A 26,230-nucleotide genomic window follows, 5' to 3' on the forward strand; every position below is an offset into this window, starting at 1 on the left:
TCGTACCGTCGGCTATGACGACAGTCGAACCGACGCGTCGACGGCTCTCGACCGGCCACGAGGTCGAACTGCCGCTCGAGTTGACCTTCGCGATGGGCGGCATCACCGTCCCTGCCCGTCGCAGTCGGCTCGAGGCGGTCCTCCCGGACGATCTCTCTGCGCTTGCGATCGCCCCCGGCGTCGGCTGCGTCGCGCTCGTCGGGATCCAGTACCACCGCGTCGGCGGCCGGTTCGACGATACCGAGGACGACGGCGCACTCGAGCCCTACGACGAGTTCGCGGTCATCGTCCCCGCGGTCCGGAACGGGCGGACCGACGCGCCGGGCGCGCAACTGGTCGGCAGCGAGATCGGCGGCTACGTCCACTGGCTCCCCGTCACGACCGACGCCTCGGTCGCGCTCGGCCGCGAGATCTGGGGGTATCCAAAGGAGCGGGCCGACATCGAGATCGACGACGGGCCCCAAAGGTTCCAATGCGTCGTCGCCGAGGATTCCGACGACAGTCGAGGGCGGGAATGGGTTCGACTCGCGGTCGCTCCGCCCCGAACTCGAGTCGGCACCGATCACCGCGAGTGGACGCTATGGAGCTACACGACCATGGGCGACGACCTCCTGCGGACGCGGGCCGAGATCTGGGGAGACATTTCGTTCGGAACCCCAATCGGTGCGACGCTCGAGATTGATTCAGAACTGCGAGCGCAACTAGCCTGCTGGACTCAGCCGCTCGCGCGACTGTCTGGGCCTCGAGTGCGTGCGCGGTTGCATCCGGGCGAACCGGTCGGTAAGGCGTGAGACGCGCGTCCCTCGTGTCGCCGTTTCCGCTCCGGCTGACCGGCTTCATTCTGTCATCCGTGTGACTCGGACTCGAACGGACACGCGTAAGTACAGTGGCTCACAACTGCGTACTATGACTGACGAAACCGAGACCGATCTCGAGGAACTGCGACGCGGGACCGATCTCGTCAAGCGCGGGTTCGCCCGGATGCAGAAGGGCGGCGTCATCATGGACGTCGTCGACCCCGAACAGGCCCGCATCGCCGAGGAAGCCGGCGCAGTCGCCGTGATGGCCCTGGAAGCTGTCCCCGCGGACATCCGCAAGCGCGGTGGCGTCGCCCGGATGGCCGACCCCGCCGATGTCGCGGAGATCGTCGAGTCGGTCTCGATCCCGGTTATGGGCAAATCCCGTATCGGCCACACGAAGGAAGCCCAGATCTTAGAGGCTGTCGGCGTCGACATGATCGACGAGTCCGAGGTGCTGACGCCCGCCGACGACGCCTATCACATCGACAAGCGCGACTTCACCGCACCGTTCGTCTGTGGCGCGCGCAACCTCGGCGAGGCCCTGCGCCGGATCGACGAGGGCGCGGCGATGATCCGGACCAAAGGCGAGGCCGGTACCGGCGACGTCAATCAGGCCGTCCACCACCAGCGAACCATCAAGGGTGCAATCCGCAAGCTTGAGGGAATGAGCCACGAGGAACGCGAGGCCTACGCCCGCGAGATCGAAGCGCCCGCGGACCTCGTCCACGAGACCGCCGAAATGGGCCGGCTGCCGGTCGTCAACTTCGCCGCTGGCGGGATCGCGACGCCGGCCGACGCCGCGCTCATGATGCACCACGAGTGCGACGGCATCTTCGTCGGCAGCGGTATCTTCGGCGCAGAGAACCCGCCCGAGATGGCCGAGGCCATCGTCGAGGCGACCAACAACTGGGACGATCCCGAGACGCTCGCAGAGATTTCGAAGAACCTCGGCAAGAGCATGAAAGGCGACGCGAACGTCGACCTCCCCGAAGAGGAGCAACTGCAGGACCGGGGCGTCTGAGCGAGTCGAGATCCGTTTCCGTCCGTTGACGATTCGAACCGGCGACAGATCGGCAAGCGCGCTCGTTTTCTCCGTCTACGACGTACCGGTTGTATGACTCAGGTGGCGCCTCAAACCGACCTAGAGCGGGTTACTAACACACTCACAGCGGGAATCGACCGGTTGCTCGTGGAGCCCGCGGCCGACGGATCGGAGGCAGCGGCTGACCTCTTGGACGTCGTCCGGGAGATCGACGACCTCCTCGAGACGATCGATTTCGAGCAGCTACCGGACGCCGTTGACACGTCGGCCCTGCCGGATCTCGTCGAACCGGATCGAGTTACGGATGCCATCCGCGAACGAGATCCGGACCTCGCCCTCGATTTCACCCCGATCCGACGTGCGCTCGTCCGCCGAGAGCTCTGGAACGCCGTCGATCTCGTCGGTTTCCGACGGGAACTGCGCCACCTCAGGCGCGAACTCGAGGACGTCGTCGGACCCGGCGCACTCGGGTCGGCCGGTGACTCCGAGGCGGCGGCCACGATCGGGGAACTCGTTGAGGATCTGACACCCGACGCGACGAACGCGGCGTTGCAACAAGAGGCGAAACAGAAGGCGAAGGCGGCCCGTAGCGGCGTTATCGACGGCCATTCCAAGCTCGAAGCGCTGTACGAGTCGGCGGGCCGCGGCCCCGGCTACGCCGGTCGACGACCGGTCTCGAACAACCCGACTGCGGTTTCATCGCTACCGTGCGGTCCGCTTCCGGCCGGCGTCTCGACGAGGGTCTCGACCGTGCCGGCGAACGTTCGGCTGGCGAAGGTCGACGCACTCCCGCGGATATACGGTCGTCGTTGGAAGACGGCCGCCCGCCCGAAGTGAGTCGTCACCGTCTCGAGTCCGATCCCCACCACGTCTCCAGCGGCGGGACGATACCCGTTCGAAGAAGCGCGAGAAACGCCAGATAGGTCACCGTCGCGCCACAGCACAGCGACAGCACCGCCGTCGGCGCGATTCGAGCACCGACGGCGGCCCCGCTGATCGCCGCTGCAAGCGACGCGAGTTGGACGGTCCACCGCTCCCAGTACGAGCGGACGAGCGCGGGGTCTCGAGCAGCGAGTATCTCGAATACGACCGTTGTGGTACCACCGAGGAGCAACAATCCGACCGAAAGCGACGCATCGACGCGGACGACGAGGGCCAGAAACGCGGCGAGCGCGAGCACCGCGAGCGCGCCGTCGGTCCGCGTCCCCATCCGCTACGCGCCGTCGCGGTACAGCCGCGCTCCCTCGCCGATCGCGGTCTGGTAGGCCCGGCTCTCGATCCCGACGGCGTCGAAGGCATCGACCATCGCCGCGGCGACCGCCTGCCGGTCGCGTCGGTGGCAGGCCGCCAGAATTCCCGGCCCGGCACCGCTTACCGTCACACCGGTCGCGCCCGCCTCGAGCGCGGCGTCGCGGACTCGATCGTAGCCGTCGATGAGTTTTGTCCGTTCGGGCGTGACGATGGCGTCACACATGCCTTTGCCGACGAGGTCGGGGTCGTTTCGGGTCATGCCGACGGTCAGCGTGGCGGCGTTGCCGACGGTGTCGACGACGTCGTCCATCGCGGCCGATTGGGGGACGACACCGCGTGCGTCGCGCGTGGAGACGGCCATTTCGGGGAGGCAGGCGACGACCGGAACGGTGGCGTCGACTTGCGTAACGCCGTCGTCGGTGACGACGGTGAAGCCGCCTAACAGTGAGGGGGCGACGTTGTCCGCGTGGGCCTCGCCGGAGACGAGCGCCTCGCCCTCGGCGGCGATGGGGACGAGTTCGTTCCGAGTGTAGCCGCGGTCGTAGAGGGCGTTTAGCGCAACGGCGGCTGCAGCGGCGCTGGCGGCCGACGAGCCGAGCCCCGAAGAGGGCCGGACGCCCTTATCGATCCGAATTCGAGCCGGCGCATCCAGCGCGTCAGCGACCGCGCCGACGGTGTTCTTCTCGGGATCTTCCGGGATGTACTCGCTGCCAGCACCGGTGACCGTAATCGTCGTCTTCGGGGCGCGTTCGACGCGAACCACGTCGGCGGGCGTCCCGAGTGCGACGCCGAAGACGTCGAAGCCACTCCCGAGGTTCGCACTCGTCGCAGGTGCCCGCACGGTGAGCATGCCGAGTCCTTCCGAGACTGCAGGCAAAAAGGTAGCGAACGACGACGACGCCGAACCGGCGCGCCGTCACCGACTCGAACCGCCTACACGTCCGTGCGGCGAGTCGCCGCCAGCGCTTCGTTACTCGTCTTCGGCGCTCGCTCCGAAGGTGAACACGTCTTCGCTTTCGGGTTCGTCGTCCGTCTCGTCGTCTCCGTCGTCATCGCTTTCGGGCTCGTCGGTCGCGGCCGGATCATCGTCGACCGCGTCGTCGGGGGTGCCAGCGCTGTCGCCGTCGCTCGCTGGCTCGTCCGTTGGTTCGTCGTTCGTCACTTCGTCGGCCTCGGCGTCGTCCTCGAGTCCGAGGATCTCGTCCGCATCGAGTTCATCGGCTTGATCGTCGGCTGCCGGCGCGTCCGTCGCTTCGCGAGTCACCGCGTCGTCGGTAGCCGGCTCGGTTTCGATCGCCCCATCGTTCGAACCGCCCTCGGCGGCGTCGGCCGTCGCTCGCTCGAGCTCGTCGTCGGTCGACGCGTCCGTAGCGATGTCGAGTCCGTCGTCGCCGTCGTCGGCTTCAGCGGATGTGTCCGCGTCGGCTCCGTCGGTATCGTCGTCGGCGTCGAACGTGATCCCACGGTCCCGGTCGGTCTCCTCGTCACCGTTCTCGTCGATGTCGGTGTCGAACTTCGCGTCGGCCGTTCCGAGCTCCGCGTCGACATCGAACGTCGACGTGAGGTCGACGTCCTCGCGGTCGACTTCGGTGTCGAACCGGTCGAGCGCTTCGGACAGCTGTGCGGCCTGCTGAGAGAGGTTCGAGGCGGACTTCGTCACTTCGGTCAGTGCAGTCGTCTGTTCCTCGGCCGCAGCGGCGACGTTCTCGGCCTCGGAGGTCGTCTCCTCGGAAATCGTCGCCGCGTCGTCGACCATCGCCACGACCTCCTGAGTCGAGGCCGCCTGCTCTTCGGTTGCAGCGGAAATCTCCTGCACGCCCACGTTGGTCTCCTGGGCGAGTTCGGCAATCTGCTCGAGCGCCGTGACCGCTTCCTCGACCTGTTCGCTTGCGTCTTCGATATCGGCGCTCGTTCCTTCGACTTCCGCGGCGGACTCTTCGGTCCGATCTCGGATTGCCTCGAGCCGGTCTTCGGCCTCGTCGGCCGCCTGCGCGACGTCCTCGGAGAGGGTCTTGACCTCTTTCGCGACGACGGAGAATCCTTCGTCGTCTTTGCCGCCCGCGGATCGGGAGGCTTCGATGTTGGCGTTCAGCGCCAGCATGTTGGTCTGGCGGGCGATCTCGGAGATCGTGTTGATCAGTTCGTCGATCTGCTGGACCTCGTCCTCAAGTCGCCGGATCTCGTCGACCGCGCTGCCCGCTTCGGTCTCGATCTCCTCCATGGCGGCGATCGCTTCCTGTGCGGCTTCCTGTCCGTCCTGTCCGGTATCGACGGTCCGTTCGGCGATGTCGGCGACCTCGTTCGAGGATGCGGCGATCTCTTCGGTCGTCGTCGACAGCGCACTCATCTCCTGGTTGACCGACTGCAGCGATTCGTTCTGCCGGTCGGCACCGTCGGAAATCTCCTGAATCGATCCAGTAACCTGCTGGGAGGCCGAGCGGACCTCCTCGCTCGAGGCGGTGACCTGCTCGGAGGCGGTCGCGACGTCGGTCGCGAACCGGTTGAGCTCGGCGATGGTTTGCTCGATCTCATCGAGCATGTCGTTGAAGTCCGTGGCGATCTCGGCCATCGCCTCGTTGTCGCCGTCGGCGACCATCCGAGCGGTCAGATCGCCGTCGGCGGCCGCCTCCATCACGTCGCTGTAGGCGTCGGCCGTCTGCTCGAGGTTGTCGTTGATCTCCTGGACGCGTTTGCGCTCGCGTTCGGCGTCCTCGCGCGCGGATTCGGCCTCCCGAATCTGTTCGCGCAACGCGTCACGCATCGAGTCGAAGCCGTTGTAGAGTCGACCGATGTTGTCGATCCGCTTGGTTTCGAGGTCGACGTCGAGGTTGCCCTCTTCCATCTGGCCGGCCTTGTCGGTGAGGCGGTCGATCGAGACGGCGGTGTTCCGACCGAGGACGGCACCGACCGCACCGATCAGCAAGACGCCGAGAATCGTCGTTAAAATCCCCCACTGATTGACGGTGTTGACGAACCCGAGCGCCTCGCTGGCGGGTTGGTGGCTCACGACGACCCAGTCGGTGCCGAACACGCGCGCGGCGCTGGTGACGTACTCGCTGTGGCCGTCACTGCCGAAGTTGTACGCGCCGTTCTCGAACGTCAGCGCCGAACTCGAGGTCCGCGTCGTGGTCGCGCCCTCGGTCCGGGCGGTCTCGAGGAGGCTGGTGTTGCCGCTGTACGTGAGCCCGAGCGTCGCGTGGTCGTGACCATCGCCGATCTTCTGGCCCTCGCCGTGGTGGCCTTCGGAGCCGTAGCCGACGTTGTCGAGCATGATCTCGTTATCGCCGTCGACGATCATCGTCGTGACGCCCTCGTTGTCCTGCAGTTGGTTTGCGTACGCCTCGAAATCAGCCGTGTAGACGACCGCTCGGTCCTCGTTCGCGGCGGAGAGCTGGACGTACGTGACAACGGTCGTGTTCTGGTCGAACTCGCCCTCGGCGAGGTACGCGTTCGAGACCCAGGGAACGTTCGTCGTCGCCTGCGAGTAGGCCTCGCTCGGGACGTTCAGTTTGCTTGCTGCCACGTCACGGTAGGCCCCGTTGGTGCTGGCCGTCACCGTTTCGTTGGAGAGGTCGACGTAGGAGATATCGAACGTGTCGGTGTCCAGATGTTCCTGCCAGTCGAGGAACCGACGTTGGATCGCCCCTGAATCGTCGCTGGCGACGACGTCCGATCTGACGATCGTCCCGATCGTGTGTTCGTTCTGCTCGTTCCACATCTGCAGACTCTGTGCTTCCTGTCTGGCCGAAGACGCGTGATCCGTCTGAACGCGGTCTTCGACCTGGTTAGTGATTCCTGCGGTCGCCCCGTATCCGATCAGGCCGACCGATAGCCCGAGAATTAGCAACGCGATCCCGAACTTGACCGCGTACCTCCGTCGGACAGCTGTCGGCACCAATCGTCTAGCGATATCCATCGATAGCACACGCGTGATTTTGTCACTACATAAATGATGTTCCGAAGTTATCGGAGCTGATAATCGCACCCGGAAAAGCGAAGTGTCCGAATGATGTCCACTTCGTCCTATAAAACCGTATTTTCCTGAAATCTATATATTTCATCCATTGTATGGGGGTGTTGCAGCTGTGGAGTTGAATATCATCTATGTCGAATTACTGTCTTGCGCGTTCATGACTCTCCAGTGAAATTCTTCGCAAACGTTAAGAAACATAGGTCGAAACGACTGCCCAATATGGACGACGCGTATGACGGGCACGAAACCGGAACCGACACGGACCGACGGCACGGTCTCGACCGCCGTCGAGTACTCAAAACGACAGCCGGTGGAGCGGCCGGCCTCTCGCTTGCGGGCTGTCTCGGAACGGCCGGCTCGATCGTCGGCGGCAACGACGTCGAGCCGGTGACGATCGGCGTTCTCGCACCGAACCCGGACAGCGATTCCACCGGCCGCTCGATCGTTCGCGGAGCGCAGATCGCCGTCCGCGAATTACGAGAGGCAGACGGTATCAACGGTCGCGACGTCGAGATGGTCGTCGGCGACACGAACTCGAGTTCGCTCGAGGCCCGTCGCCAGTACCAGCGGCTCATCCTCGAGGAGGGGGCCGACGTCACCGTCGGCATTTCCACGAGCGAGGCGCTCGTGGAGCTAATGGACGACATCGCGGAGCAACAGACGCTCCACCTCACGGCGGGAGCCGCGACAACGACGGCCAGCCAGAAGGTAAACGAGGAATACGAGACGTACAAGTATCACTTCCGCGTCGGTCCGATCAACGGTTCGAACCTCGCGCAGGCGCAGATCGACTTCCTGTCCGAGAAGGGAGCCGATATCGGCTGGAACTCGGTCGCCGTTCTCGCCGAAGACTACGACTGGACCAAGGGGCTGTGGGCGTTCTATCAGAGCCACTTCGACGATCTTGACATTGACGTGACGATGTGGGACCGGTATCCGCCGGCGACCGACGACTTCTCGTCGATCTACGACGATGTCGAAGCGTCGGGGGCCGACGCGGCGTTCATCTCGACGGCACACACCGGTACCGCCGCCCTGCAAGACTGGGGGCCGGCGGAGCGAGAGTTCGCTTTCGGCGGCATTCACGTCCCGATGCAGCTCCCGTCGTACTACCGACTGACCGACGGAGCGTGCCGATTCGCCGTAGGATACGCCAGCGCCACGGAGACCAGCAAACTCACCAGTGAGACGCAACCGTTCGTCAAAAGCTATAAGGACACCTACAACGGGCGGAGCCCGGTCTACACCGGCTTCATCGCCTACGACGCGGTCAAACTGTTCGCTCGCGCCGCCAATGAGACCAAGACGACCGACTCCGAGAAGTTGGTTGGCAAACTCGAGGACATGAGCTTCACCGGGACGACCGGTAAGATTGCGTTCCACGGGCCGGACCACCAGTACGCACACGACGTCATCTACGGGGAGGAATACGTCCACCCCGTGTACTTCCAATGGCAGGAAAACGACGATGGCGGGGGCTCTCAGGAGGTTATCTGGCCTGATCAGCACGCGCCCGACGACGCCAAGTACCTCGATCCGAACTGGTTCTAAGTCGTTGGGTTCCGGCCTCGAGCCGCTTTTCCCGACGCTGTCTGCTGAGGACCGTGTCCGTCGGATACGCCTGCCCGTCGAGTTCGCGCGTCGTGTTCAGAGTAAAGTCGGAAATCTGCGTGCCAATGACTCTGCTCGAGGACCGACAGTAGCACAGTGTAGTCGACGCGGGAGTCGTCGAGTCGGATCAGCACCGTCCCCTGCTCCGGCTGCGGGGTGCGGCGGTCGACCAGTCGAACGGCAGCGAGAACTCCTGCGTGAGTTCGAGCTATAGTAGCCACTGGTCACTGCACATCTGATCGCTGGACGGCATTGCGATTATGTGTGAATCGTTTCAGTTACTACTTTAGTCGTCTTCGCGCTCGCCGCCCTACGAACTGTCCACGTCCTCGGGGCCCGCCTGTCCGTCCGCAGAAATCGAAGATTCGTGCTGCGTCCGTGAATCGGAATCTGCCGATTCACGACCCCCGACGACGAGGTCGCCGTCGTCGTCGACGGCTTCTTCTCGCGGGCGTCGCCCGCTCGAACGGTCCGCGGAGCGAAGCTCCGCGCTATCGCCGTCTGCTCGTTGCGTCTCCGACGCAACGCTGGTCTCGACGTAGACATCGTCGGCGAATCCGCCCTCGGCGTGGGGATGCTCGGGGTCCTCGAGCTTTTCGGGCGTCGACGGGGCCTCGGGGAGCCCTTCCGGCGGCGCGAACTGGCCAAGTGGCTCGTCGATCGTCACGTCCCAGCGGTCGAAGAACTCCCGATAGCGGTCGTAGTGTGCCTCGAGTTCGTCGGCTGGGAACTCCATCATCTCGGTCCAGCCGTGGTTGTAGAAGTCGAAGTTGGCCTGAACGTGGGTGATCTCGCGGGCCTCGGCCTCGGTGTAGCCGTCCTGAAGCGCCCGCAGGTAACTGTCCATCGTCGCGTCGAAGAGCCCGTCGAGGTGGGGTTTTCGTTCCTCGGCGTGGGCCGGATCGGCCTTGCCGGCGAAGATTTTCGTATGGAGCTTGACCAACCCCGTGTTCGCGACCGAGCGGATCCCCGGCGTCTCGAGGGCCTTGCGGTAGGCGACGTGTTTCGCGTTCTGGCGGAGCTTCATGCTTCCATATTGGGAGTAGCCACTAAAGAACGGTTCGGACAACAATGTTAACCCTCTCATCGGACGACGTATCGGTTCGGTCGGTGCGAGCGAGCGGCTGCCATACGGTGACTCGCGTCCGAGACGGCGGCGAACTTTGCTTTTTGCGGGTGCGTCGAACCGGCCGATATCGGAGTTGGTTCAGTAACCGTATTCGGTCCGTAGTTTACGATTGTTGTGTCATGACACCCCGTCCGGAAAAATAGACGAGATAGCAACCCACTTTAACCCGCATTACGAACGTTCCGGATATGACCCAGTACGTCATCATCGGTGACGGGATCTCGGGCAGTTCGGCTGCCGAGACCCTCCGGGAGGAAGACCCGGACGCGAAGATTACCGTCATCACCGATGAGGGGGAGCCATTGTATAACCGAATTCTGATCAAGGAACACGCGAAAGGAAAGCTCCCCGAAGCCCCCATCTCGATTCACGACGAGGAGTGGTACGACGATCGCGATATCGATCTCTCGTTGAACACCCACGTGACGAGCGTCGATACCGACGAGCAGGTCGTCCACACGCATTCGAGCGGGGACATCCCCTACGACAAACTCCTCGTCGCCACCGGCGGGACACCGACCCAGCTTCCGGTCGAGAACAGCGACGCTGACGGGGTCCACCACTTCTGGACGTTCCAGGATGCTCGTGGGATCCGCGAGCACGCGGAGCAAGCCGACAGGGGCGTCATCGTCGGTGCCGGCCTGCTCGGCATCGACTTTGCGGCCGTCTGTGGCGCACAGGGCATCGAGGCTGACTACCTGATGCGTGGCGACCGCTGGTGGCGCTACGCACTCTCTGCAGACGGTGCGGAGATCATGCACGAAGGCATGCGCGAGGTCGGCGTCGAGCCCGTCTTCGACAGCGGTGTCGACCACTTCGAGACCGACGACGAGGATCACGTCACCGCCGCCGTCGATCCGAACGGCGACCGCTACGACTGTGACTTCGCCGGCGTCGCCATCGGCCTGACGTTCAACACGGAGTACCTCCGCGGGGCCGGCCTCGAGGAGGACAACGGCATCATCGTCGACGAGTACATGCAGACCAGCGTCGACGACGTCTACGCCGCGGGCGACATCACTCGTTTCTACGACGTGTTGCTCGGCGAACAGGCCCAGAACGGCTCCTGGGGCTCGGCAAAGGAACAGGGTCGGATCGCCGCGGTCAACATGGCCGCCGACGACGAGGCCGAGGCGTTCGAATGGGTCTCCTCGTACTCCATCACGCACTTTGACTTCCCCTTCCTCTCCTTTGGCCACCCGACGCTTGGCGACGAGTTCGCCGAGCGGAAATACAGCGACACCGAGTGGCGACGCGTCGCGTTCAAGGACGGCAAGATCGTCGGGGGCGTCCTCATCGGCGACCTCTCGCCCCAGAGCAAATACAAGCAGTTGATGCGCGAACAGCGCCCGGTCGCCGACCAAGCCGAGGTCCTCTTAGAGCAGTCTGTCGACCTCGATAATCTTGCGCCACCTCAGGAACAGTCCCAGTAAACCGCTTTCTCGAGCCGAGCGAAGGCGGGGTATCACTGCGGGTTCCATCGTTCACTTCCCGTATCGCTTTCGAGGACTACTTGCTCTGGAACGTCGAATTTGGGAGCGAGCAGCCACAGCGGCGCGATCTCCGACCGGTACTTCGAGTAACCGGACCGTCGACCGATCGCTCGTGCCTTTTCCGGTCTCGAGGACGCTTCTCTCGAGTCGGGCGACGTGACATCGTCACGGAACACTACCGCATCGAACGCGCCTGCGTCGCTTGCCGCGGTCCCGTTCCGTTGCTTGACCGTATCGAAGTCGTTTTCCCGGCTGCACGCGTTCGATGACGCATGAACGGCGACAGCGATATGACCCTGGCATTCGAACTCGAGGCGCTCAAGGAACTCGCCTCACCCGAGCGCGTGTTCGAAGACGCCAGAGGCTGGACCGAGTACATCGGCGTCGTCTCCGAGAAACCGACCTACGTCGTGACGAACTTCACGCGGAAGAACCGCATTCGGCAGGACTTCTTCTCCGGTCCCCGTGGCAAAGCGGAGAGTCTCGAGGGCGTCAAGGACCAGTTCGATACCGATCGCTACGTCTACATCGGTGCCAGTGACGAGGACGAGCAACTGGCCGACGAGGTCGACTGGGAGTATCTCGATGTCGACGACGCTGCCGAAGCGGCCGACTGGATTCCGGCGACTACCGCCGACGAGGAAGACGACGACGAAGAACAGGTCCGAGACGACTGGCCCTGACGTCTCCGTTTCACAGACTACTGTCTCCATCGCGGTCCGTGTCGCTCGGCAACGGTGACAGACTATCACGGCGAGTTCTGCCGACCGCCATGCGGTGGCGCGCTGTCAAGCGATGAGCGACAGTGGATCGCGAAACGACACCGTGTGAGATCTTCGCGAACGCGGTGAGCGAACGGCACGTTGAACGTCGGTTCCGTGACTCATTCAACCAGTGGAGGACCGACGGTTTCACGGCCCGTGCGAACGGGCCAGGCCCGAGTCGTCGGCCTTATGGCCGTCGCGGCCGAATTCCGGCCGATGACTGACTCCCGCGCTCCGGGTTCCAGTGGCGGCGACCGGCTCGAGCTTCCCTGCGGGGAGACCGTCGACCCCCACGAGATCGACCTGGGGATGCGCGAGTACCGATGTCCCTGCGGCGAGAGTCACGCCGTCGTGACCGACGTGCATCCGCCCTCTCGGTTCTTCCCGGAATCGCTCGTCGCCGTGCTCGAGGAGACGATCGATACCGATGACGAGTTCGAGTCGTTTGGCACGCCCCACCTGCTGGGGATCGTCCTGGAGGAGTTCCCCGAGAAAGTGGCCGTCCACGACGCGAGCGACGACGGTGCCGTCGGCTACACCCTGCTGTGGGTGACAGACTTCGACGCCCGGCGACTACACGAGGTCGTCGTCGAACTGGTCGTCGAACTCATGGAACACGCAGTCAGCCACGCCGAGGACGACGCCGCGATCACCGAGTTCGAGTCCCAGATGCTCGAGTTCGACGTCAGCGAGTTCGTCGATCAGTACCGGCGACAGCGCGAGTTCGAGAGTGAGTACGATCAGGCCCTGTAGCTGTGATGTCCGCTGTTCGGTCGGGCGCGTTCGCACTACGATGTCCGTCGGTAGGCTACTCGAGACGACGACCGAATGAGGGTCCGTCACTCGGCGGTCGAAACCGCCAGCCGAAGCCCACCGTCCGCGCTTTCCTCGACCGCGATCGACCAGCCGTGGGCCTCGACGACCTCGGCGACGATTGCCAGCCCGAAGCCGGTCCCCTCCGAGGACGTACTGTACCCCGATTCGAGGATATCGTCGCGGTCGCTCGGCGGGACGCCGGGGCCGTCGTCGGCGATCGCGAACCCGTCGTCGGTGGCCTCGACCGTGACCGTCACGTCGGTGCCGGCGTGCTCGCGGGCGTTGCGGAAGACGTTCTCGAAGAAGACGAGCAGCCGATCCGCGTCGGCCTCGACCGTCGGTAACGACTCGTCGCGGGTGATCTCGAGGTCCGGATCGACAGTGCGGTGGGCCTGATCGACGACCGCGTCGAGCGCGATCGGTTCCGTCTCGGTCAACTGCTGCCCGCTGCGAGCGAGCGCGAGGACGCTCTCGATGAGGTCGTCCATCCGGTCGAGCGCCCACGCGATCTCCTCGCGGTAGCGCTCGCCGTCGTCGTCGACGTGATTCTCGAGGTTCTCGAGGTGGCCCGCCGCCAGGGTCAATGGGTTTCGTAGATCGTGGGAGACGGTACTGGCGAAGGCGTCAAGCCGGTCGTTCTGGCGCTCGAGTTCGGTCGTTCGAGCGGCGAGTTCGTCCTCGCGGCGAGCGCGCTCGAGGGCGGCCTCGACGTTTGAGACGAGGATTCTCGCGAGCGCGAGGGGCTCCTCGTCGAAGTCGTTGGGCTCGGTCGAACTGATGATGAACAGTCCCGCATCCCCGATGGGGATGTGTGCCTCGCTGCGGATCGGCGTCTCGGGGTTTTTCACGCTCGGGTCGTGGCGAACATCGCCGTGAGCGATCGCTTCGCCGGCCTCGTACGCGTCCCACGCGAGACCTCCGTTGCGTTCGATGGGCGGAACGTCGCCGAGCAACGCCGCCGTTCGCTCGGTGACGGCGACGGGGACGAGGGCATCGTCGGTCTCGTCGTAGAGGTGAACGCCGTTGATCTGCAATCCGAGGGCGTCCCGTGCAACCTCACACGCGACGCGGGCGACCTCCTCGGTGTTTTCTGCCGCCATCAGTCGGCGTGTCCCGTCGTGGAGTCGACGGATGCGACGCTCGCGTTCCTTGCGGTCGGAGATATCTCTGATGACGCCAACGCTGCCGACGAGCTCTCCGTCGTCGACCAGCGGTGCGATGTTGTCCTCCGCCTGATACGGCTCGCCGTCGACGGGCTCGACGCGCATCTCGAAGGTGCCCCAGCTTCGGTCGTCGTCGTCGAGGATCTCGAACAGCGTCTCCAGCCCTCGTTCGAAATCGTCGGCGGGCATATAGTCCGTTGGGTGCGCTCCGACGAGGTTCGCACGCGACTCGTTGAGCCTGTCGGCCATCGCGTCGTTGACCATCTCGATGGTCCCCTCCTCGTCGACAACGTACATCGAATCGCCGACCGTCTCGACGAGGGTACGATATCGCTCGAGTTCGCGTTCACGGTGCTTCCGATCGCTGATGTCGGTGTACATCGCGTACTCATAGACGTCGCCGTCGATCTCGGTCGTAAAGCCCGCGAGACGGAACGCCCTGCGCCCGTCGGTCGTCAGTCGCTCGACATCGGCCGTGACGACCTCCTCGCGTCCGACCGCGTCGGTGATGGCCACGGGGTCGTCGTCGTCCGGAACGAGCACGTCGTCGATCTCGTCGCCGGTGATATCTGCTTTCGCGTACCCGAAGGTCGCCTCGAACGCCGGGTTGACGTCGACGATCTGTCTGCCGTCGTCGGCACGCACCACGATAATCGGGTCGGGGCTGTGCTCGAACACCGCGGCGAATCGGTTACAGTCGGTTCGACGGGGCCGCCGATCTCGCTTCGATCGGGATTGGCCATCGGCGGCGGGTTCGGCGTCCCGTGCGGTCGCATCGACGACCGTCTCGAGTTGGGCGAGCAACCGCTCGATCGAGTCCTCGCGGTCTTTCGGGACGTATCCCGACAGACCGGTTGTGATGGCGTCGCTGGCAAGCGCCTCGCCGCCGTCGGCAGTGTAGAGGATGAACGGAGCGTCCGTGCATTCGTCACCACGGAGTCGCTCGTACAGCGACAGCGCGTCCGTCTCCGCGAGTCGATACTCGGTGACAACGCCCACGCAGTCGTCGCTCTCGGCGATCGCGTCTTCGAGTTCCGCCGCCGTTGCGACGGGTTCGACCGTCACGTTAGCGGCGCTCGCCTCGAGCCTGTCGGCGATCCGCTGGCGGGCCGTGGGGTCTGGATCGGCGTAGACGAGGATTGGTGAGTGGCGAAAATCGAGGGTGCCGAACGCAACCATCTAGTCGACTCGAAGGAAGGATCGTGATGGTATAAGAGATACGGCCGCCGAAGGTGGTTATAGCCGTTAGAAACCGCAAACGCGGAACGCAACTAGCGACCGAACGAGTGGGAGTGGGTTACACCCTCCCCGGCGAGACCGGCCGCGTCGGCGCGAAATCGGCGTCCCCCGAACCTCCGCTCTCGAGTTCGAATTTCGAAAAGCCGTTTCGAGATTCGTACTGTATCGTGGGGCTTATTACGATGTGCGAACTCCGATTCGACAAGACAGATGAGTACGGATACCGCCGCAGACGGCGAGACCGGGGATGGACGCACCATCCTCTTGATCGGGAGCGGCCCGATCCAGATCGGACAGGCCGCCGAATTCGATTACTCCGGTGCGCAGGCCTGCCGGGCGCTTCAGGAGGAAGGTGCCCGCGTCGTCCTCGTGAACTCGAACCCGGCGACGATCATGACCGATCCCGAGATGGCTGACGAGGTCTACATCGAGCCGATCACGACCGACGCCATCGCGGAGATCATCCGCAAGGAGAACCCCGACGGCGTCATCGCCGGCCTCGGCGGCCAGACCGGACTGAACGTCACCGCAGAGCTCGCCGAGGAGGGCGTGCTCGAGGAGCACGACGTCGAGATTATGGGAACGCCGCTGGACACGATCTATGCGACCGAAGACCGTGATCTCTTCCGCCAGCGGATGGAAAACATCGGCCAGCCGGTCCCGAAGTCGACCACGATCAAACTCGACGAGGACGAGTCGGTCTCGGAACTGACCGAGGACGACCTCGAGGAGCGCGTCCACGAGGCCGTCGACGCGGTCGGCGGCCTGCCGGTCATCGCCCGAACGACCTACACGCTCGGCGGCTCCGGTTCCGGCGTCGTCCACGAGATGGACGAACTGCTGCGCCGCGTCCGCAAGGGGCTGCGCCTCTCGCGCAACAGCGAGGTGCTTATTACCGAGTCCATCGCCGGCTGGGTCGAGTACGAGTACGAGGTGATGCGCGACGCCGACGACTCGTGTATCATCATCTGCAACATGGAAAACATCGACCCGATGGGGATCCACACGGGCGAGTCGACGGTCGTCACGCCCTCCCAGATCGTCCCCGACGAGGGCCACCAGGAGATGCGTACCGCCGCGCTCGACGTCATCCGCGAACTCGGCATTCAGGGCGGCTGTAACATCCAGTTCGCGTGGCACGACGACGGCACTCCCGGCGGCGAGTACCGCGTCGTCGAGGTCAACCCGCGCGTCTCTCGTTCCTCCGCGCTGGCCTCGAAGGCGACCGGCTACCCGATCGCCCGCGTGACCGCGAAGGTCGCACTCGGCAAGCGCCTCCACGAGATCGAAAACGAGATCACCGGTCAGACCACGGCCGCCTTCGAGCCCGCAATCGACTACGTGGTTACGAAAGTTCCGCGGTGGCCCAAAGACAAGTTCGACGACGTCGACTTCGAACTGACGACGGCGATGAAGTCGACCGGCGAGGCGATGGCCATCGGCCGCACCTTCGAAGAGTCGCTGCTCAAGGCCCTGCGCTCTTCCGAGTACGAGCCGGATGTCGATTGGGCAGACGTCAGCGACGCGGAACTCGAGGAACAGTATCTCGAGCGGCCGTCGCCCGATCGCCCGTACGCGATGTTCGAGGCCTTCGATCGCGGCTACACCGTCGAGGAGGTCGTGGAGCTGACGGGCATCTTCGAGTGGTACACCGAGCGCTACAAGAATATCGCCGACTCGACGCTGGCGGCCCAGGAGGGCGACTTCACCGAGGCCGCGATCACCGGGCATACCAACGCGACGATCGCGTCGGCCGCCGGCGCGGACGTCGATACCGTCGAGACGGAAGTACCGGGGCGCACCTACAAGCAGGTCGACACCTGCGCCGGCGAGTTCAAAGCCGAGACACCGTACTACTACTCCTCGCGCAAGAACGAGTTCGAGGCCGGCCCGCTGAAGGGCGACGCCGCGGCGGGTGAACTCGAGGTCGACCGTGACATCGAGAGCGTGATCGTCGTCGGCGGCGGCCCGATCCGCATCGGGCAGGGCGTCGAGTTCGACTACTGTTCGGTCCACGCGGTCCGTGCGCTGCGCGAACTCGGCATCGACGCCTACGTCGTCAACAACAACCCCGAAACGGTCTCGACGGATTACGACACCTCCGACGGACTGTTCTTCGAGCCGATCACCGCCGAGGAAGTCGCCGACGTGGCCGAAGCCACCGGCGCTGACGGCGTGATGGTCCAGTTCGGCGGCCAGACCTCCGTCAACATCGGCGAACCGCTTGAGGACGAACTCGAGCGCCGCGGCCTCGACTGCGAGGTCATGGGGACGAGCGTCGAGGCGATGGACTTAGCCGAGGACCGCGACCGCTTCAACGCCCTGATGGACGAACTCGGCATCGCTCAGCCGGAGGGCGGCACCGCCTTCTCGAAGGAGGAGGCCCTCGATCTCGCCCACGATATCGGTTATCCCGTCCTCGTCCGCCCGTCCTACGTGTTGGGCGGCCGCGCGATGGACGTCGTCTACGACGACGACGAACTCGAGACCTACATCGAGGAAGCGGTCCGCGTCAGTCCCGAGAAACCGATTCTCGTCGACGACTTCCTCGCCGACGCGATCGAACTCGACGTCGACGCGGTCTCCGACGGCCGCAATACCATTCTCGGCGGTATCATGGAGCACGTCGAGACCGCTGGCGTCCACTCCGGCGACTCCGCCTGCATGATCCCGCCGCGCTCGTTAGACGAAGAGACCCTAGAGCGCGTCCGAGAGGTCACCGAGGACATCGCCGAAGCGCTGAAGACTACGGGCCTGCTGAACGTCCAGCTCGCGGTTCGCGACGGCGAGGTCTACGTCCTCGAGGCGAACCCGCGTTCCTCGCGCACTGTTCCGTTCGTCTCGAAGGCGACGGGCGTTCCGATCGCCAAACTCGCCGCGCAGGTCATGGCCGGCGAGACCTTAGAGAGCCTCGACGCCCAAGAGCAGGTCCCCGACCATACCTCGATCAAGGAGGTCGTCCTGCCCTTTGACCGCCTGCCGGGCTCGGACCCGCGTCTCGGTCCGGAGATGAAGTCCACGGGCGAGGTCATGGGCACGGCCAGCGACTTCGGCACGGCCTACTGGAAGGCCCAGCAGGCCGCCGGTAACGCCGTCAGCGAGGGCACCGCCGTCGTCGACTTAGACATCGACGGCTTCGATAACCACTTCGATGTCACCGAGTTCGACGACGTGCCCGCGGCCATCCGCGAGGGGAACGTCGACTTCATCGTCAGCCGCGACCGCGACTCGCTGGAGATGGCCGTCGAGGAGGAGATCCCCTACCTCTCGACGGAGGCCAGCGCCGAGGCCTACGTCGAGGCGCTCGATAGCTTCGAGGGCGACCTCGAGGTCGCCGCCGTCACCGACCGTCCGAAAGGCGCGGCCGAGTGGGGCCGCTCGGACTGACGAACTGACGGGCGACTTCCTCGGGTCGGTTTTGCCGTTTTCTTCGTTTTCGGGCGCAGCGACGGGTTAGTCCGCCCCGTTCTCGCCGTCGGTCTCGTCCGCGCCGCTCTCGGTTCCGATTCGACCGGCCGCCGACTCTCGCCGACCGGTCGCGGGAACGATCGCCGTCCCCTCGCTTGCGGCGAGTCCGTGGGGCGGCATGTTGTCGTACACCGTCTCGTACTCGCCGGCGGCCACTCGATAGGTCTCGTGCCAGATCCCGACGGCACTGTTCTCCCTGCGCTTCAGGTAGGTCCGCCAGCCGTCGACGTGCGAGCGGTCGCCGTCGCGGGCGTACGCCTCCAGCGCGTCGAACGACTCCCAGTACTGGACGAATTCGACGTGACGGATCCCCGGTCCGACCACCGTTCGACTGCCGAGCAGTCCGGAGTCCGGGTCGGCGCGGAGCTCGCGGACCATCCGCGGACCGAACAGGAGTATCGGAAGCCACAGATGGAATTTCCAGAGGGAGTTGATTCGCATGCCGATGTGGAAGACGACGAGTTCACCGTCGCGCTCCGCGGTGACTCGCCGTTCGATCGGTCCCTCTTGGCTCCGCAGTCTCTCCGTGCTCCTCGCCTCCGAATCGCCGTCCCGACGGTCGCGTATTGTCATTACACTCATGCTCGTGGCGCTCCCACTTGCCGGTTACACTAACATGTTAGTGAGATCTCCGAGTGACGACGCGCTCGACGGTACCGTCCGACGCGAATCCGCCGGCCGAGGCGCTCACACCGTCGTCGACACCCAATGATTCGCGCCCGATTTCGCATCCAACTTCCCGACGGCATCTGGGTGCGGACCCTCTCACGGCGGTTTTCCGACGCGACCTTCGCGCTCCTGTCGGGCTACCGATCGGGGGAGACCGCGATCGAACTCGGGGAGGTCACGACGGACGCGCCCGACGCGGTCGTCGACGCGCTGCGGGCGCACCCCTCGATCCTCGAGTTCGAACCGCTGGAATCGACCGAGCGGGGCGTCCTCGGCAAGTACGAGACGACCGATACGGCGCTCTACGACTTCGTCGAGGAGCCGTCACTGCCGATCGAGTTTCCGGTCACGGTCCGGAACGGCCGGTTCGCGTTCGACCTGACTGGAACCCGCGAGGAACTCGAGGAGCTCCGGGCGACGCTCGAGGCGTCCGGACTGGCCCACGAACTCCAGTCGCTGGTGCACACCGCGGACACGGAGACGTTACTGACCGATCGGCAGCGCGAACTCCTCGAGATCGCGATCCGGGAGGGATACTTCGAAGTGCCGCGAGACTGCACGCTCGCGACGGTCGCCGAAGCGGCCGGTATCGATAAAGCGACGGCCAGTACGGTCCTCCGTCGAGGCGAAGCGAAACTGGTGAAATCGGCGCTCCCCGGTCCGGGACGGGCCGACCGACGCGAGCCGTGACGACTCGATCGGCTCAGCGTCCGAACCGGATATCGACGGTCGTCCCGTCGGTCTCGGACTCCTCGACACGCACTGCGGGGAGGACTGCGCACAGTCGCGTCGGGACGAGACTACCGGCTACCGTGCTGATCGCCGCGAGGCGTTTCCGACAGAGCGCGTAGATGCCCGCGAACGCCACGAGAGCGATCAGCGCGCGGTCGACGGCCGGCGCGGTCAGTCCGGAGCCGATCGCGACGGCCGCGAAGGCGAGACAAACGAGGAAGTCCTCCGGCGCGCCCGAGTAGCGGACGTACCGCCGCGGCCGGTGCCAGCGGCCGAGGACGTGGTTGTAGACGCCGTTGTCGGTCACGGGGTTCCAGGGCTCGCGCTCGGCGCTGCCGCCGAGCACGTCGGAGACGGCATGGAGGGCCGCGGCCCCCGCGACGACCGTTGGGACCACGAGCGCCGTCCACCCCGTTAGCGCGACCGCGCCGAGCAGGGCGAGCGCAACGACCGAGAAGCCGACTGGGTAGTGTAGCGTTTTCCGATGGCTCGCCAGCAGGTCGGCGTCCGGCGCGAGCCCGCCGACGAATGCGGCCGCCAGCAGGAGCGGCCCGCCGACGTGATCGCCGAGGACCGGCAGCGCTACGACGGCGAGGGCGAGGGCCGCGAACCCGTGAGTGAGCGCCATCATATCGATACTGTCGGCTATGTAGTGCTCACTCCTGCTAAAGAGCGAGGCTTGCGTGATCGCATCCCTCGGTCCGGGAGTGGGCCGGCGCGAATACTCGAGGCTCTCCCACTCGGACTCCTTCGAGCCTTCTCTCACCCGAGACTCCTCGAGTGTGCGCTGCCGGTAGCGGCCGCGGCGACGTTCAGCGCAGCGAGGGGGTCTTCCGTCTCGCGTTGCCCAGAATTTTCGTCAGGTACTGCCAGGTCGTCGTCCGCCGGCCGACGGCGGCGGTCCGACCTGTGCGCATCGACTCGAGGACGGCGTCGGTCGTCGGGGCCGCGTCCGCGGGGAGCCGCACTTCGGTGACGGCGCGGCCGACGTTTCCGGGCCGGTGGGCGTCACTGCCGCCGAATTTCGGATAGTCGCCGCGCATCGCGAACCGCGCTGCCTGTCGGTTGCGGACGTTCGTGATCGTGTGGGCGTTGTAGACTTCGATCCCGTCGACTGCGTCAATCGCGTCGGCTCGAGCGCCGTGTCGGGACCGCTGGAACGGGTGGGGGACGACCGCGACGCCGCCCGCCGCTCGCACGTCTCGCGCGGTGTCGGCGAGCGGCCGTCCGGGTTCGGGGGCGGACTCGACGCCCATCGCGAGGAGGTGTCCCTCGGCGGTCGAGACCTCACAGCCGACGATGACGACGAGCTCGAGATCGGCTGCGACCGCCGCGGCCCGGCGTGCGCCGTCGACCGCGTCGTGATCAGTGACGGCGATTCCGTCGAGACCCACGGCGCAGGCCCGTCGGACCAGTTCTTCCGGGGCCGTCACGCCGTCGTCGGAGGCGTCGGTGTGGACGTGGGTATCGACGCGGAGCGTTCGCGGTCGGCCGCCGCTCGCGGCGCGGCCGGTCATACGGAGCCGAACTCGAGGGCGAGCGCGAGTCCGGCGGCGGCCACCGCAGCGAGGCCGGCCAACACGTGGCTGATGTCGGTCTTGTAGGCCTTGTAGTCCGAGACCATCAGCGGGCAGGCGACGCAGATGACGAGCCCTGCTAGCCAGCCATTCCAGGGGGCGACGAAGGCGGCGAGGAAGTAGTTTGCGACGACGACGAGGTTCGTGTGGACGACGGTGGTGCCGTGATAGAAACTGGCACCATCGTCGGAGCCAAAGCCCTCGCTGTTGTGTCGAACCAGTCGGAGTCCGCCGAAGGCGAGGACGAGAAACCCGACGACGAGGCTGGCGAACACGCCCGGCGCGAGGACGAAGTGGTACAGAAGCACCGCCGGCACCAGATACGCGAAGATGTCGATGAACGAGTCGATCTGTCGCCCGAACGGCGAGGACGTGCCCGTGCGTCGTGCGTACCAACCGTCGGCTTTGTCGAGACAGAACGCGCCGAACATGGCCAGCAGCGCCCAGTTCGGTTCCCCACTAACGAACAGGAGTGCGCTGGCCCACCCGACGAACAGCGCGCTGAGACTGATGTAGTCCGCGCCGGTGAGCTGTTCGAACACGTTCGTCCTGTCGGCCGTGTTCGTCACCCGCCGATCGGCGGGATCGACCCGGTTCCAGGCCCCTCGGATCACCTCTCGCAGTTCACCCGTCATTCGCTCGTGTGGAGCGACTACAGGGATCGGCATAAGTCTGCCCTGAGAACTATTTACTTAGTACTGTTCTATATATCCAACACCGTCTATGGTCTCCTCGATACCGATCGGCAATCTGCTCGAGTCGCGGAGCGTCGTTCGAGTCGTTTCCGCCGCTCGACGGCTGGCTCACTACACCGCTCGAGTCGAACGGTGCGAAAACGGTCCGACCCTGACGTAGCGCCGACGCCGACGGGGCTCGAATCCGTGACGCTCGAACAGTCGTCGGGACGGGCCGTTATCGATCGCGACGAGAGCGGTGGCGCACCGGGCGCCGCGTTCGCGCGCTTGTCGGCAGGCTTCGGCGACGATCGCCGTCGCGATCCCCTGATTTCGGTGATCGGGATCGACGAAGACGCGCCTAATGTACGCCCCGTCGAACGCGAGCGTCCGCTCCAGCGGACGGATCTCGTGGGCGGCGTCGATCGAGCAGAAACAGTAGCCCCGCAGCCGGCCGTCCTCGAGTGCAGCGATCACTCGCTCACCGGGGCGAAGCTCCTCGACCGGGGCATCGAGCACCGCCGTCTGCGTCGGTTCGCAGCGTTCCACCGAGTACGCGCCCGTGCTCTCGGTGTCGACGGGAGCGTCCTCGAGCGGCGCGACGTACTCTAGCATTACCGTCGCAGTGAGTCCCAGTTGCGCGAGCGCGTCGTAGGCGGTGCGACCGTATCGGTTTCGGGTCAGCCGCCAGAGTTCGGGCATCGGTCGTCTTTCACCGTTGCTGGAATAAATAGTTAGTGCCAGTGCTGAATCGATACTCGCTTTCATCGTTCGAACCACCTGTTCTCGTTGTAGCTATATAGAATACTGTTGGTCCTTATAGGCGCTCGAGCGTTACCCCGGGTCGCGACTCATGTCCGAACAGACCAGACGCGACGTCCTTCGGCTCGCGACCGCATCGACCGCCGCCGGCGCGCTCACGATCGGCTCGGCTGTTTCCGCACAATCGAACGAAAGCGGGTGGCAGCAGGCCGAATCGCCGACCGGAAAGGCGCTCAACGACGCCGTCGACACCGCCGCAGGGCCGTTCGCGGCCGGCGCCGACGGGAACGTTCTCGCGCGACGAGACGACGGCTGGCAGACGGTCGTCTCCTACGGCCCGCAGGCCCGGAGCCGCCGACTGACCGGGATCGACGCAACCGACGACGGTAAAGCGGTCTGGTTCGTCGGCGGCAGCGGCGTCATCGGCGAGTACAACGTCGAGACGAAGACGCTGACGAACTACTCCGCACCGAAGGGGAAGACGAGTACGTGGGAAGACTGCGCCGTGCGAGGCACGGCCGGCGAGAACGAGCGCCTCTACTTCGTCAACGGCTCCGGCGAGTTGCTAGTCGGCGTTCGTCAAGACAGCGGCGCGCTGAAGTATAGAGACGTTATCAAGCCCGGCGGTGGCTCGACGATTCCCGGTATCGACTTTCACTCGCGAAAGGTGGGCCACGTCTGTAGCACGAGCCAGTTCGTCGCGAAGACGGCCGACGGCGGGAGCACGTGGGAGCGAATCGGAATCGACTTCGCGGGCGGCGCGTTCTTCGACATCGCCAGCCGCGGGCCGAAAGATGTCAACGTCGCCGCCGGCTCCGGAATCATCTACCGCTACGACGGCTTCCGCTGGACGCCACACGTCGTTGACAATAAGCGTCGGGCCGTCCGTGCCGTCGACCGCGACGGGACCGCCGGGCTGGCGGCCGGCGACGGTGGGACGCTGTTCGAGCGCCAGTCAGCGGGCCAGTGGCGACAGTACCAGCCCGTGGTCAAATCGAAGCTCCGCGGCGTCTCGAAGGGAACGTCGTACGACGTCGCGGTCGGCGATGGAGGCACCATCGTCGAACGGCCGGCCGATGGGAACACGACCGAGACCACCGATGGGAACACGACCGAGACCACCGACGGGAACACGACCGAGACCACCGACGGGAACACGACCGAGACCACCGACGGGAACACGACCGAGACCACCGACGGGAACAGCACGAATTCGACGGCGAACACGACATCGCTCTCGATGGACGCGCCCACCGCCGAACCGCTCTCGGTCGAGCGCTACGTCCAGGGGACGTGGATCGACGACCGATGACCGTTGCCAGTCCGTCCGCGACGGGCCCGACCTCGTCTCACTCGAGGGCGTACCAGTCGAATTGCTCGACCGCGTAGCGATAGGAGATGACCGGTGCGAGTAGCCCGCCGATCAGGACGGTCCAGGCACCGATCGTGATCGCGCGTTCGGGGACCGTTATCGACGGCAGCGGCGTCCACCCGGAAAGCGACGACAAGAGGCTCGCGATCAGTTCGGGGGCCTCAAGGTAGAGGACGATCGCTGCGACGGCGGGCAACGCGATTGCGAGCGTGTAGACGACGAAGGACGTCTTGCTCGGCATCACTGCCTCGCGGTTGTTCGTGACGTTGACGCTGTCAAAGCGGGGAAACGCCGTGCCGACACCGGCCGCCAGTGCCGGCGTGACGACGGCCCCGACGGTGGTGCCGGCGACCAGCACGGCGGTTCGCTCGAGCGAGAGCGGGCTTGCGAGGCCGAACGCTAGTGAGGCGACGAGCGCGAACGGGACGCCGACGAGCGTACTGGCGAGAATGCGGCCGCGGATCGCCTGCCGGCCGGTGAGCGTCGAGGTCAGCACGGCCGGCAGGGCCGGCCCAAGATCGCCAAGCGGGTTGAGCGTAAACAGCACGCCGGCGGCCCAGACGACGTATAGACAGAACAACACGGCCACAAACGACGGGACCGTCCCGCTCTCGATGATCTGTCGGGCGAACCCGACGACGCCGAACAGCGGATAGGCAGCGTAGGCGAGCCGAATCGGTGCGCGCTTCGTCCGACGGATCGCGGTCACTGTCACGGTCCGAACCGGCCGCGAGACCCCACCGGAGAGCAGACCGGAGAGGCGGTCGGACGACGTCTCTTCTTCGATCACCTCGTCTTCGGTGCGTGCCGGATCCGAGAACCAATGCTGTCGTGCGGAGGGAATTGCAACGGCAATCGCGAAGCCGGTCACGAGCGCAGAACCGACGATCGCACCGGCGAGGCCGGTCATCGATGGCTCGAGACCGGGGATCCCGAGTAGCAACACGTGGCCGGGCCAGCCGAGTGGGCTCGATTGTAACGCGGTGAACAGGGGTCCGAAGACCGTCTCGATCCTGTCGGTCATGAACACGCCGATGTAGGCGATCCAGAACGCAACGATCAGCAGGGTTCGATACTGGGCGACCGGTTCGTAGACGGTGAGCAGGTGATGGATCCAGATGCCGATGACGAAGCCGACGGGGACGGCAGACAGCAAGATGAGCCCGATAAGCACTGGCGCGACGATCACCGGAAGCACCGTTCCTGCGCCGTACGCGAACATAGCCGCATAGAGGATCGAGGTCGGCAACAGCCAGAGCGCAAAGACGCCGATCTCCGTCGCGATAGCGCCGACGACGGTGTTCCGAACCGGCGTCGACAGCAGGAGAAAGGCCGGTTCGTCGATATCGGCGGCCGACGTGACCGTTCGCATGACCGTTATGAGGATCAGAAGGAGCCAGAAGAGGGCAGCGCCACCGGTCACGACGTCGGTCACCGTCTCGGCGGTGGCCGCGGTGACGGTCCCGCTCGCCACTTGCTCACCGAGTTTCGGGAGAATAAGCAGTCCAATGGCCGTGAGCGGCCCGAACATGCACAGGACGAGCGCGATTATCGCAAGTAGTTTTTTCTTATTGCCTGCCACTCTCCGGATTATTCGTCGGAGTTCCGTGCTGGCGATGGTCGCTGACGCGGTTCTCATCGTCGATCACCGCGTTTCGATAGTACACTTCGCGACTGTGCGGGGTCCATAGTTCG

21 protein-coding genes are annotated in these 26,230 nt (G+C 65.1%); 10 read left to right on the top strand and 11 right to left on the bottom strand.

The annotated features are described in order from the left end of the window. The first annotated feature begins 14 nt into the window (after positions 1–14). The 3 genes from ACJ70B_RS11825 (at position 15) to ACJ70B_RS11835 (ending at position 2,679) form a co-directional block, all read left to right on the top strand. The gene (locus ACJ70B_RS11825) at positions 15–791 is read left to right on the top strand and encodes an acetoacetate decarboxylase family protein (RefSeq protein WP_408957191.1); all 777 of its coding nucleotides are present in this window, start codon (positions 15–17) and stop codon (positions 789–791) included. Positions 792–906: 115 nt separating this feature from the next. Continuing rightward, positions 907–1,821 carry a pyridoxal 5'-phosphate synthase lyase subunit PdxS gene (gene pdxS, locus ACJ70B_RS11830; protein ID WP_408957192.1) on the top strand — a complete coding sequence of 305 codons (915 nt, stop codon included), beginning with the start codon at positions 907–909 and terminating at the stop codon, positions 1,819–1,821. Positions 1,822–1,914: 93 nt separating this feature from the next. Next, entirely contained in the window at positions 1,915–2,679 is a 765-nt protein-coding gene (locus tag ACJ70B_RS11835) for a hypothetical protein (protein ID WP_408957193.1), read from the top strand. A 4-nt stretch (positions 2,680–2,683) separates the two neighbouring features. Here the strand turns inward: ACJ70B_RS11835 and ACJ70B_RS11840 are convergent, their stop codons facing one another. The 3 genes from ACJ70B_RS11840 to ACJ70B_RS11850 form a co-directional block, all read right to left on the bottom strand. Next, positions 2,684–3,052, bottom strand: a complete 369-nt coding sequence (locus ACJ70B_RS11840) for a hypothetical protein (protein ID WP_408957194.1) — start codon at positions 3,050–3,052, stop codon at positions 2,684–2,686. Between the two features lie 3 nt (positions 3,053–3,055). Further along, a complete protein-coding gene (locus ACJ70B_RS11845) occupies positions 3,056–3,943 on the bottom strand; it encodes a homoserine kinase (RefSeq protein ID WP_408957195.1) in 888 nt (295 codons plus the stop codon). A gap of 120 nt (positions 3,944–4,063) precedes the next feature. Then, a complete protein-coding gene (locus ACJ70B_RS11850; protein WP_408957196.1) occupies positions 4,064–7,009 on the bottom strand; it encodes a methyl-accepting chemotaxis protein in 2,946 nt (981 codons plus the stop codon). 276 nt (positions 7,010–7,285) lie between these two features. Between ACJ70B_RS11850 and ACJ70B_RS11855 the strand changes: the two genes are divergently transcribed. Next, positions 7,286–8,617 carry an ABC transporter substrate-binding protein gene (locus tag ACJ70B_RS11855; RefSeq protein ID WP_408957197.1) on the top strand — a complete coding sequence of 444 codons (1,332 nt, stop codon included), beginning with the start codon at positions 7,286–7,288 and terminating at the stop codon, positions 8,615–8,617. 370 nt (positions 8,618–8,987) lie between these two features. Here ACJ70B_RS11855 and ACJ70B_RS11860 read toward each other — a convergent pair whose 3' ends face one another. Further along, positions 8,988–9,704 (bottom strand): DUF6149 family protein, encoded by a 717-nt coding sequence (locus ACJ70B_RS11860; protein WP_408957198.1) that lies wholly within the window; start codon positions 9,702–9,704, stop codon positions 8,988–8,990. Positions 9,705–9,994: 290 nt separating this feature from the next. Between ACJ70B_RS11860 and ACJ70B_RS11865 the strand changes: the two genes are divergently transcribed. The 3 genes from ACJ70B_RS11865 to ACJ70B_RS11875 all read left to right on the top strand — a co-directional run bounded on the left by ACJ70B_RS11865 (position 9,995) and on the right by ACJ70B_RS11875 (position 12,816). Continuing rightward, complete coding sequence (locus tag ACJ70B_RS11865; protein ID WP_408957199.1) at positions 9,995–11,239, top strand: NAD(P)/FAD-dependent oxidoreductase; 1,245 nt, start codon at positions 9,995–9,997, stop codon at positions 11,237–11,239. Between the two features lie 332 nt (positions 11,240–11,571). Continuing rightward, positions 11,572–11,982: a hypothetical protein gene (locus ACJ70B_RS11870; protein ID WP_408957200.1), complete on the top strand. Its 411-nt coding sequence runs from the start codon at positions 11,572–11,574 to the stop codon at positions 11,980–11,982. Positions 11,983–12,279: 297 nt separating this feature from the next. Further along, complete coding sequence (locus ACJ70B_RS11875) at positions 12,280–12,816, top strand: DUF5815 family protein (RefSeq protein ID WP_408957201.1); 537 nt, start codon at positions 12,280–12,282, stop codon at positions 12,814–12,816. Positions 12,817–12,902: 86 nt separating this feature from the next. On the opposite strand, the gene ACJ70B_RS11880 is transcribed toward ACJ70B_RS11875, so the two are convergent. Next, entirely contained in the window at positions 12,903–15,221 is a 2,319-nt protein-coding gene (locus ACJ70B_RS11880) for a PAS domain S-box protein (RefSeq protein ID WP_408957202.1), read from the bottom strand. Positions 15,222–15,491: 270 nt separating this feature from the next. Between ACJ70B_RS11880 and carB the strand changes: the two genes are divergently transcribed. Then, a complete protein-coding gene (gene carB, locus ACJ70B_RS11885; protein ID WP_408957203.1) occupies positions 15,492–18,668 on the top strand; it encodes a carbamoyl-phosphate synthase large subunit in 3,177 nt (1,058 codons plus the stop codon). 66 nt (positions 18,669–18,734) lie between these two features. On the opposite strand, the gene ACJ70B_RS11890 is transcribed toward carB, so the two are convergent. Then, entirely contained in the window at positions 18,735–19,322 is a 588-nt protein-coding gene (locus ACJ70B_RS11890; protein WP_408957204.1) for a DUF4188 domain-containing protein, read from the bottom strand. A gap of 135 nt (positions 19,323–19,457) precedes the next feature. On the opposite strand from ACJ70B_RS11890, the gene ACJ70B_RS11895 reads away from it, so the two are divergent. Next, complete coding sequence (locus tag ACJ70B_RS11895; protein WP_408957205.1) at positions 19,458–20,108, top strand: helix-turn-helix domain-containing protein; 651 nt, start codon at positions 19,458–19,460, stop codon at positions 20,106–20,108. Between the two features lie 13 nt (positions 20,109–20,121). On the opposite strand, the gene ACJ70B_RS11900 is transcribed toward ACJ70B_RS11895, so the two are convergent. From ACJ70B_RS11900 to ACJ70B_RS11915, 4 genes are all read right to left on the bottom strand, one after another. Continuing rightward, a complete protein-coding gene (locus ACJ70B_RS11900; RefSeq protein WP_408957206.1) occupies positions 20,122–20,781 on the bottom strand; it encodes a metal-dependent hydrolase in 660 nt (219 codons plus the stop codon). A gap of 181 nt (positions 20,782–20,962) precedes the next feature. Further along, complete coding sequence (locus ACJ70B_RS11905) at positions 20,963–21,667, bottom strand: CehA/McbA family metallohydrolase (RefSeq protein ID WP_408957207.1); 705 nt, start codon at positions 21,665–21,667, stop codon at positions 20,963–20,965. Then, positions 21,664–22,362: a CDP-alcohol phosphatidyltransferase family protein gene (locus ACJ70B_RS11910; protein ID WP_408957208.1), complete on the bottom strand. Its 699-nt coding sequence runs from the start codon at positions 22,360–22,362 to the stop codon at positions 21,664–21,666. Before ACJ70B_RS11910 ends, ACJ70B_RS11905 begins: the two co-directional genes overlap by 4 nt. Positions 22,363–22,533: 171 nt before the next feature. Then, positions 22,534–23,103: a GNAT family N-acetyltransferase gene (locus ACJ70B_RS11915; protein WP_408957209.1), complete on the bottom strand. Its 570-nt coding sequence runs from the start codon at positions 23,101–23,103 to the stop codon at positions 22,534–22,536. 151 nt (positions 23,104–23,254) lie between these two features. Here ACJ70B_RS11915 and ACJ70B_RS11920 point away from each other — a divergent pair, with 151 nt between their 5' ends. Next, positions 23,255–24,475, top strand: coding sequence for a WD40/YVTN/BNR-like repeat-containing protein (locus ACJ70B_RS11920; protein WP_408957210.1), 1,221 nt, complete (start codon positions 23,255–23,257; stop codon positions 24,473–24,475). Between the two features lie 37 nt (positions 24,476–24,512). Here the strand turns inward: ACJ70B_RS11920 and ACJ70B_RS11925 are convergent, their stop codons facing one another. Further along, the gene (locus tag ACJ70B_RS11925; RefSeq protein ID WP_408957211.1) at positions 24,513–26,174 is read right to left on the bottom strand and encodes a hypothetical protein; all 1,662 of its coding nucleotides are present in this window, start codon (positions 26,172–26,174) and stop codon (positions 24,513–24,515) included. Positions 26,175–26,230 lie beyond the last annotated feature (56 nt).

The sequence above is a fragment of the Natrinema sp. 74 genome (assembly GCF_046097095.1).
GTDB lineage: Archaea > Halobacteriota > Halobacteria > Halobacteriales > Natrialbaceae > Natrinema.

Bases quoted from the DNA above. Each gene is read 5' to 3' on its own strand.
- ACJ70B_RS11910 (WP_408957208.1), bottom strand. From the start codon at position 22,362: ATGACGGGTGAACTGCGAGAGGTGATCCGAGGGGCCTGGAACCGGGTC.
- ACJ70B_RS11915 (WP_408957209.1), bottom strand. From the start codon at position 23,103: ATGCCCGAACTCTGGCGGCTGACCCGAAACCGATACGGTCGCACCGCC.
- ACJ70B_RS11925 (WP_408957211.1), bottom strand. From the start codon at position 26,174: ATGAGAACCGCGTCAGCGACCATCGCCAGCACGGAACTCCGACGAATA.
- ACJ70B_RS11855 (WP_408957197.1), top strand. From the start codon at position 7,286: ATGGACGACGCGTATGACGGGCACGAAACCGGAACCGACACGGACCGA.
- ACJ70B_RS11880 (WP_408957202.1), bottom strand. From the start codon at position 15,221: ATGGTTGCGTTCGGCACCCTCGATTTTCGCCACTCACCAATCCTCGTC.
- ACJ70B_RS11835 (WP_408957193.1), top strand. From the start codon at position 1,915: ATGACTCAGGTGGCGCCTCAAACCGACCTAGAGCGGGTTACTAACACA.
- pdxS (WP_408957192.1), top strand. From the start codon at position 907: ATGACTGACGAAACCGAGACCGATCTCGAGGAACTGCGACGCGGGACC.
- ACJ70B_RS11860 (WP_408957198.1), bottom strand. From the start codon at position 9,704: ATGAAGCTCCGCCAGAACGCGAAACACGTCGCCTACCGCAAGGCCCTC.
- ACJ70B_RS11875 (WP_408957201.1), top strand. From the start codon at position 12,280: ATGACTGACTCCCGCGCTCCGGGTTCCAGTGGCGGCGACCGGCTCGAG.
- ACJ70B_RS11905 (WP_408957207.1), bottom strand. From the start codon at position 21,667: ATGACCGGCCGCGCCGCGAGCGGCGGCCGACCGCGAACGCTCCGCGTC.
- carB (WP_408957203.1), top strand. From the start codon at position 15,492: ATGAGTACGGATACCGCCGCAGACGGCGAGACCGGGGATGGACGCACC.
- ACJ70B_RS11920 (WP_408957210.1), top strand. From the start codon at position 23,255: ATGTCCGAACAGACCAGACGCGACGTCCTTCGGCTCGCGACCGCATCG.
- ACJ70B_RS11870 (WP_408957200.1), top strand. From the start codon at position 11,572: ATGAACGGCGACAGCGATATGACCCTGGCATTCGAACTCGAGGCGCTC.
- ACJ70B_RS11845 (WP_408957195.1), bottom strand. From the start codon at position 3,943: ATGCTCACCGTGCGGGCACCTGCGACGAGTGCGAACCTCGGGAGTGGC.
- ACJ70B_RS11840 (WP_408957194.1), bottom strand. From the start codon at position 3,052: ATGGGGACGCGGACCGACGGCGCGCTCGCGGTGCTCGCGCTCGCCGCG.
- ACJ70B_RS11900 (WP_408957206.1), bottom strand. From the start codon at position 20,781: ATGATGGCGCTCACTCACGGGTTCGCGGCCCTCGCCCTCGCCGTCGTA.
- ACJ70B_RS11895 (WP_408957205.1), top strand. From the start codon at position 19,458: ATGATTCGCGCCCGATTTCGCATCCAACTTCCCGACGGCATCTGGGTG.
- ACJ70B_RS11850 (WP_408957196.1), bottom strand. From the start codon at position 7,009: ATGGATATCGCTAGACGATTGGTGCCGACAGCTGTCCGACGGAGGTAC.
- ACJ70B_RS11825 (WP_408957191.1), top strand. From the start codon at position 15: ATGACGACAGTCGAACCGACGCGTCGACGGCTCTCGACCGGCCACGAG.
- ACJ70B_RS11890 (WP_408957204.1), bottom strand. From the start codon at position 19,322: ATGACAATACGCGACCGTCGGGACGGCGATTCGGAGGCGAGGAGCACG.
- ACJ70B_RS11865 (WP_408957199.1), top strand. From the start codon at position 9,995: ATGACCCAGTACGTCATCATCGGTGACGGGATCTCGGGCAGTTCGGCT.